The 6,524-nt window shown below is 55.7% G+C and carries 7 protein-coding genes; 3 read left to right on the forward strand and 4 right to left on the reverse strand.

Annotated features, from left to right (window positions below; genetic code table 11):
• Positions 1 to 443 precede the first annotated feature (443 nt).
• Positions 444 to 701, reverse strand: coding sequence for a hypothetical protein (locus tag EXR70_24605; GenBank protein ID MSP41678.1), 258 nt, complete (start codon positions 699 to 701; stop codon positions 444 to 446).
• Positions 702 to 1,097: 396 nt separating this feature from the next.
• Positions 1,098 to 1,682, reverse strand: coding sequence for a class I SAM-dependent methyltransferase (locus EXR70_24610; GenBank protein MSP41679.1), 585 nt, complete (start codon positions 1,680 to 1,682; stop codon positions 1,098 to 1,100).
• A gap of 172 nt (positions 1,683 to 1,854) precedes the next feature.
• On the opposite strand from EXR70_24610, the gene EXR70_24615 reads away from it, so the two are divergent.
• Positions 1,855 to 3,180, forward strand: coding sequence for an MFS transporter (locus EXR70_24615; GenBank protein ID MSP41680.1), 1,326 nt, complete (start codon positions 1,855 to 1,857; stop codon positions 3,178 to 3,180).
• 64 nt (positions 3,181 to 3,244) lie between these two features.
• On the opposite strand, the gene EXR70_24620 is transcribed toward EXR70_24615, so the two are convergent.
• Together EXR70_24620 and EXR70_24625 are read right to left on the reverse strand one after the other, a co-directional pair.
• Positions 3,245 to 3,649, reverse strand: a complete 405-nt coding sequence (locus tag EXR70_24620; GenBank protein MSP41681.1) for a hypothetical protein — start codon at positions 3,647 to 3,649, stop codon at positions 3,245 to 3,247.
• Positions 3,650 to 3,654: 5 nt separating this feature from the next.
• Positions 3,655 to 4,455, reverse strand: coding sequence for an alpha/beta fold hydrolase (locus EXR70_24625; GenBank protein ID MSP41682.1), 801 nt, complete (start codon positions 4,453 to 4,455; stop codon positions 3,655 to 3,657).
• A gap of 296 nt (positions 4,456 to 4,751) precedes the next feature.
• Between EXR70_24625 and EXR70_24630 the strand changes: the two genes are divergently transcribed.
• Both EXR70_24630 and EXR70_24635 read left to right on the forward strand, forming a co-directional pair.
• The gene (locus EXR70_24630; protein MSP41683.1) at positions 4,752 to 5,696 is read left to right on the forward strand and encodes a hypothetical protein; all 945 of its coding nucleotides are present in this window, start codon (positions 4,752 to 4,754) and stop codon (positions 5,694 to 5,696) included.
• Positions 5,665 to 6,408 carry a hypothetical protein gene (locus EXR70_24635; GenBank protein MSP41684.1) on the forward strand — a complete coding sequence of 248 codons (744 nt, stop codon included), beginning with the start codon at positions 5,665 to 5,667 and terminating at the stop codon, positions 6,406 to 6,408. Before EXR70_24630 ends, EXR70_24635 begins: the two co-directional genes overlap by 32 nt.
• Positions 6,409 to 6,524: the final 116 nt, after the last annotated feature.

A 6,524-nucleotide genomic window follows, 5' to 3' on the forward strand; every position in this document is an offset into this window, starting at 1 on the left:
GCTTGCTCTGCTTTTTCTTTCTCGCCCACGCCAAACTCGCAAACGTTGTCTGCTCCCCCACGCTCTTTCCTCCCGCCTCACCTTGTCGGTCTTTCTGCTCTTCGTTATTAGACGACTTGCTAGATGACTTGTTCAGAGATTCCTTAAGGATTGTTGTCTCTGGTTGTGCCCGATGTGGGGCTCGCTACCGCGCTGGAAAGATCCAGCGTCGGTAAAGAAAGCGAAAAAGTAAGTCGCTTCGAAGTCTGTTCCTCCGATGGTGTTACTTCAATCCTCAGGTTCTCCAACCTTTTGATTCCCGCCGGCAGTGTGAAGTAAAGAAATCCGGTCGCGGACTGATTCGGCCTGAGGAGGGAATCATTGAACCGCACGCTTTCAAAATGTTGCTCGATTCGACGGTTGACGGCGGCGGTGTGGCTGGCAGATCCGGCGATGGTGGCTGGCTACAGTATGATTGCAAATGGTCCGGTGAGCGCGGTCCAACCCAAAGCTTTTCCTGCGTACTCGCTGTTGGCAGCTTGGGACGCGGCTTTTTGTCCTGAAAGCGACGATAGGGATTCTTTGCCCAGAAAGACGCTTATTTCATGTTCTCGTAGCCCGTAGCTTTGGGTACCGTTGTTATTTACTTTGAGCAGGAGTGGCAGAATACCGGCTGGAGCCATGTCGGCGTCAAACGCTTGCTGCGATTTTTGCGCTGTCACAAATTCTTCTATTGAAACTTCGAACCCTTCCTGCACTTGCGTTGCAGTGGGCTGACGTGGCCGCATCAGATCCTGGTAACGGAGACCGGGCTCGAATTCGCACATCCAATAAGATGAAGGAAGATTGCGAGAATAGTAAGCTTGCTAATCAGCTGTTGATTTATCACGGCGTCCTCCATCGGAAATGATTTAGGCCGACAATTAGTACAGCTAGTACAGCGGTTAACGGCTTGTCAATGGGGAATTCATTGCTACCTATTGAAGGCGCGAATGCAGCGAAGCAGGACGAAAAATCTTTCGCCCCTACAAAAGTTCTTCAATCAAAATGAAGCGCTGGCGCTTTTTTGCTAGGAACCAAATGCTGTGAGTGATTGACAGAAGTCTGCTGTTCGTGAATCAAGGCTGGGTCATTGAAGTTAAATCGCCAATGCGCCACAAAAAAAGCGTGTGCTGATGGCGCAGCCCGCCAAGTTTGATCTCGATCTCGGAGAGTTTTTCGGTCTTGTCCGGTTCCCAGCCTTCGATGCCGAAGTCGTGGGCGACGATGCGGGCACCGGGTTTGAGATTTTTCTGCAATCTCGGTTTCATCGCTTCGTTGAACCAGGGCAGCATGTAGAGCGTGACCACCGTGGCCTTCGACAGGTCGGTCTTCATGGCGTCTTCGGCGCGGAAGTCGACCAAGTGGCTGACGCCGGCGGCTTTGGCGTCTTTGCGCGCTTTTTCGAGCAGCAGGCGGTCCATTTCGATGCCGACGGCGCGGACGCCGTATTTTTTCGCGGCGCGGATGACGATGCGGCCGTCGCCGCTGCCGAGATCGTAAACCACGTCGCCTTTTTTGACTTCCGCCAGTTCGAGCATTTTATCGACGACTTCGATGGGCGTCGGCACGAAGGGGATTTCTTCGCGCGGGCCGAGCTGGGCTTTGAGTGGGTCGGATGGAACTAATAGGACTGACAAGACTAACAAACGTTTTAGCGTCATGGGAATTTTGACTCCGGGTTAAGTCTTTGCGCCCAGCACTTGGTCGAACCACGCTGCTCGGGTCGTGGATTAGTTAATCGGTGTAGACTTGTGAAAACTACCTGATCGAGTGTGCGCCTGTCAATTTTGCCGCCGGTTTGTGATTTGGCGGGAATCCGGGCTATATGGAGAGATGGAAAATAACAGCTCGGGGAATCCGCAGAAGCAACCGCCGCTCGCTTTGCCCTTTCACTACGGCTGGCTGGTCATCTCGCTCTGTTTCTTGACCACGCTCACCAGCGCCGGCGTGCGTTCTTCGCCGTCGGTTTTGATTCATCCGTTGGAAGCCGAGTTCGGTTGGAGCCGGACGATGATCGCCGCGGCGGTGAGCATGAATCTCTTGCTCTTCGGCGTCGCCGCGCCGGTGAGCGGCTATCTCATCGATCGCTTCGGTCCGCGCAAAGTGATGATGGGCAGTTTGACGATGTTGATCGTCGGCGTCAGCGGCACCATGATGATGACCCAGTTCTGGCAGTTTTTTCTAGTGTGGGGAATCATCGTTGGCGTCGGCGCCGGCGGCGTTGGATCGGTGTTGACCGCCACCGTGGGCAATCGTTGGTTTGTCGCCAAGCGCGGCCTCGCTCTCGGCATTCTTGGCAGCGCCAGTTCCACGGGGCAAATTATTTTCTTGCCGCTGTTCATGGCGATGATCCAGTACGCCGGCTGGCGATTAGGATCTATGTCGCTGATCATCGTGGCGATGTTTTTACTGCCGTTGATCTATTTTTTCATGCGCGACGACCCCTCTGAAGTCGGCTTGCAGCCCTATGGCGCCGACGATCCCATGGCCGCCGCTGGCGGTACGACTTCGCTGCGTGGTATGTCGTCCAAGAACGCCACGATCACGGCGAAGGAAGTGGTTAGCAACCGGACCTTCTGGCTGCTTTGCGGTAGCTTCTTCGTGTGCGGTGGCACCGCCAATGGACTCATCGGCACACATTTGATTCCCCATGAAATCGAAATCGGCATTCCCCAGATCGCCGCGGCCAGCCTGCTCGGCTTGATGGGCGCGCTCAATATGGTCGGGACGATTTTTTCCGGCTGGATGATCGATAAAGTGCAGCCGCACAAATGGCTGGCGCTGGTTTACGCGCTGCGCGGTTGCTCGCTCTTGTTGCTGCCCTTCATGCGCGATTACGTCGGCTTGGTGGCGTTTGCGATCATCTACGGCTTGGACTGGTTCGCCACGGTGCCGCCGTCGATGGCGATCACTGCGGACACGTTCGGCCGACAAAACGTCGGCAAAGTTTACGGCTGGATTTTTATGTCGCATCAGGTCGGCGCGGCGATCATGGCCTCGGCGGCGGGCGCGGTGCGAACCTACGTCGGCGATTACCAGCCGGCGTTTTTTGCCGGCGGCGTGATCGCCATGATCGCGGCGACGTTAGCGCTCAACATCAAGCCGAAAGCTAAAGAAGCGGCACCGCCCACCGTGAGTGTGCAACCGGCGGGCGCGTGAAAAAGAGTCTGAAGGCGGAAGCATGAAGTGACGAGCGAACTCTCGCCCGTCTTCATTCTTGTTTTTAGTCGGATTCGGTAAAATTCGACACGCGCCATTGGTTGCCTTCCAGGCGCGAGGTAATTAGCCATTTCTTTGTAAACGACGTGCCGTCATCCGATTGGATTTTTCCCTCGTACAAATAGGTCGAACGTTTTTCGGTCTCGTTCTTTTCCAACAATTGATAATTAACCCGCGGTTTCTGCGTTGTAGCGTCAATGGACTGGCCGGTCGTGAGGCGGATCTCTTCGTCGATCTTGGCGAGGGCGACGCTGACAGCGTATTTTTTCGCCTGTGCTAAATTGATTTGCACGTAATGCTGATCGACAAATTCTTCGGCGACGCCCTGGGGACTGTTGAGATCGTGGCCGCAGCCGTTGGCTAACAAAAAGACGGCGAACGCGATGGGTGAAAATATTTTTTTGACCATCACGACTATCCTACATGTTTCGTCAGCCATTCCAATGCTTCGGCCATGGCGCTTCGCATCACGCTCGGATCGGATAAACGGTGGTCGGCGCCGGGATAAACCGTTAAGCGCGTCTTCGTCGTCAGACAACCGTTCAGCTCGTGGGCCTCTGCGACCGGCACCACTTGATCGGCGTCACCGTGGAGTATTAGCACCGGGCAGCGAATGGATTTTGCCGCGGCGACAACGTCGATCTTCTCCAAGTCCTCGAGCAACGTGCGGTTGAGCTGCCGGCCATTGTAGTAAGTCAATCCTTCCTCGCGCCATTGTTGCAGTTGCGGCGGTGTGAGCATTCGTTTGGGAAATTCCTCAGGGTGAAGGGGTGCGGCGAGGGTCGCTAGCGCGGCAACCTTGGGTTGCTGCGCCGCGAATAGTAACGCCACAGTGCCGCCCAGACTTGAGCCGAAGATTCCCAGTTTGCCGGGATAGCGCTGCTGCATTAGTTCGTAGGCGCACAGGTCGTCGACCTCGCCGCTGCAAGTGAGATCTTCATACTTGCCACTCGATGCGCCGACGTAGCTGAAATCGAAGCGCAGCGTCGCTACTCCGACTTCGGCTAATGCGCGGCTGAGAAAAATTAACTTCGCGCTGTTTTTATCCGAGTCCATGCCATGACACAGGATCGCGGCGCCGCACTGGTCCCCTTTCGCCGCGGGAGCATGAAGCACACCAGCGAGACGATCGCCGCGCGCGTTGGAGAATGAAATGGCTTGTTCAGTGTGGATAAAAGACTCGTCGCAATGCAACAATCGTTTATCACAGCTCATGATTCGCTAAAAGTCCGCGGCGCTGGATGGCAGTGCTAGCGACGGATCGCCGCGAATCACTTGCCACTCCCACGGTTTTGCAGAGGCTGACGCAAATTATTTTCTAATTAACTTCGTCCCACGGTCATGGAATGTCGTGAATACTTCCTTAAAATGCCTTGCGGTGGAAAGCTGCTGGTCCGGTTAGTTGCTGCGGTTGTTGCAATCACCCCGCGGCGTTGTGATAGGCTTGCGTGGCCTTGGGGGGACTCGCAACTGATTTCAATGTTCGAAGCCCACGGTAGGAGTTTTTAACAATGGTCGGCAAAACACTAAATCGTTTATGGTTTGCGCTCGCATCGTTTTTGTCTCTGGTTCTGATCGTTGCCGAGTCGGCGCAGGGTGCGGCAGCGCCGCGGGTGGCGCAAGAGCTGATGCAACGGGCGCGGCGCGAAGATAGCGTGCGCGTCATCGTGCAACTGGAGGCGGGCGACCTTCATGCCGATCCCACGGCCAGCGACATGATGGTCGATCTGCGCCGGGCGGAGATTGCCAAGGCGCACGGTTCGGTGCGCGGCGCGCTCCTCGGTGTGGCGCATAAGGTGCATCACCAGTTCGAAGATTTTCCCTTTATCGTTTTGGAATTGGGCAGTGACGGCTTGCAAACCCTCGACTCTCTACCGGGCTTGGTCGCGCAAGTCTTCGAAGACAAGTTGGAACAGCCGCTGTTGGCTGAGAGTATTCCGATCGTGCAGGCGAACCAAGTGTGGGCTGGCGGTTTCAATGGCGTGCCTTATGACGGCACCGGCGTAGTCGTGGCGATTCTCGATACCGGTGTCGACAAAACCCATCCGTTCCTCCAGAACGTTGTCGAGGAAGCTTGTTATTCGAGTAACAATGCTACCGATGGCGCTACCAGTGTTTGCCCCGGTGGGGTGACCAGTTCCACGGCGGTGGGATCGGGCGTGCCCTGCGCGTTGTCCAGTTGCAGCCACGGCACCCATGTCGCCGGGATCGCCACGGGCGACGGTCAAGGTGGCGCGGTGGCGGCATTTTCGGGCGTCGCCAAGAACGCGAATGTGATGGCCGTGCAGATTTTTTCCCAATTCGTCAACGTTAGTTTATGCGGTTCTTCTTCGCCGTGCATTTTGACCTACACGTCGGATCAGATGGCGGGGTTGCAGCGAGTCTACGCCGTGCGCAACTCCTATAAATTTTTCCTCGGTCAATATGAGCATCGGCGGCGGCGGTTCGACGACTAACTGCGATAGCGACCCGAGAAAACCGATTATCGATTCGTTGCGTGCGGCGAATATCGCCACGGTGATTGCGGCTGGCAACAACGGTTTTACCAACCAACTTTCTTTTCCAGCTTGTATTTCCAGCGCGGTCAGCGTCGGTTCCACTGGCGACGGCTCGGGCGGATCTACTCAAGACGCAATCTCATCGTTTTCCAACAGCGCTTCTTTTCTGTCGTTGTTGGCGCCGGGCCAAGTGATCACATCGTCTGTTCCTGGCGGTGGATATGCCAATTTCCAGGGGACCTCCATGGCGACGCCCCATGTGACCGGCGCGTTCGCGTTGATCAAGCAGGCGCTGCCCGGACTCACGGTCAGCCAAGCCCTTAGCGCTTTGCAGAGCAGCGGCTTGCCAATTTTAGATACTCGCAATGGCATCACCAAGCCGCGGATTCGAATTTTAAACGCACTAGCGACGTTCGATACGACGCCGCCGGATACGAACATAACTGGAACTCCGTTGGCGGTTACGAATCTCACCGTCGCGACGTTTACGTTCACTGCGACCGAGTCGGGCAGTACCTTTTCCTGTAGTCTCGACGCCGGTGCTTTCGCCGCCTGCTCTAGCCCAACGAGCTACACGGGTTTAGCGGCTGGCAGTCATACCTTTCAAGTTCGCGCCACCGACACCAACAATAATACCGACTGTCGTGGCAACGTCAATATGTCATGTTAACAGCAACGCGATTATGTCAGGGTAGTGCGTTGGGTTGAGGTCGTAAGTTAGAAACCTGGCCATAGCGGAACCCCACCTTGTTGGAGTTGGTTCGATATAGGCCAAGTGTGTGCGTC

The organism is Deltaproteobacteria bacterium (assembly GCA_009692615.1).
Classification (GTDB): Bacteria; Desulfobacterota; Binatia; order UBA9968; family UBA9968; genus DP-20.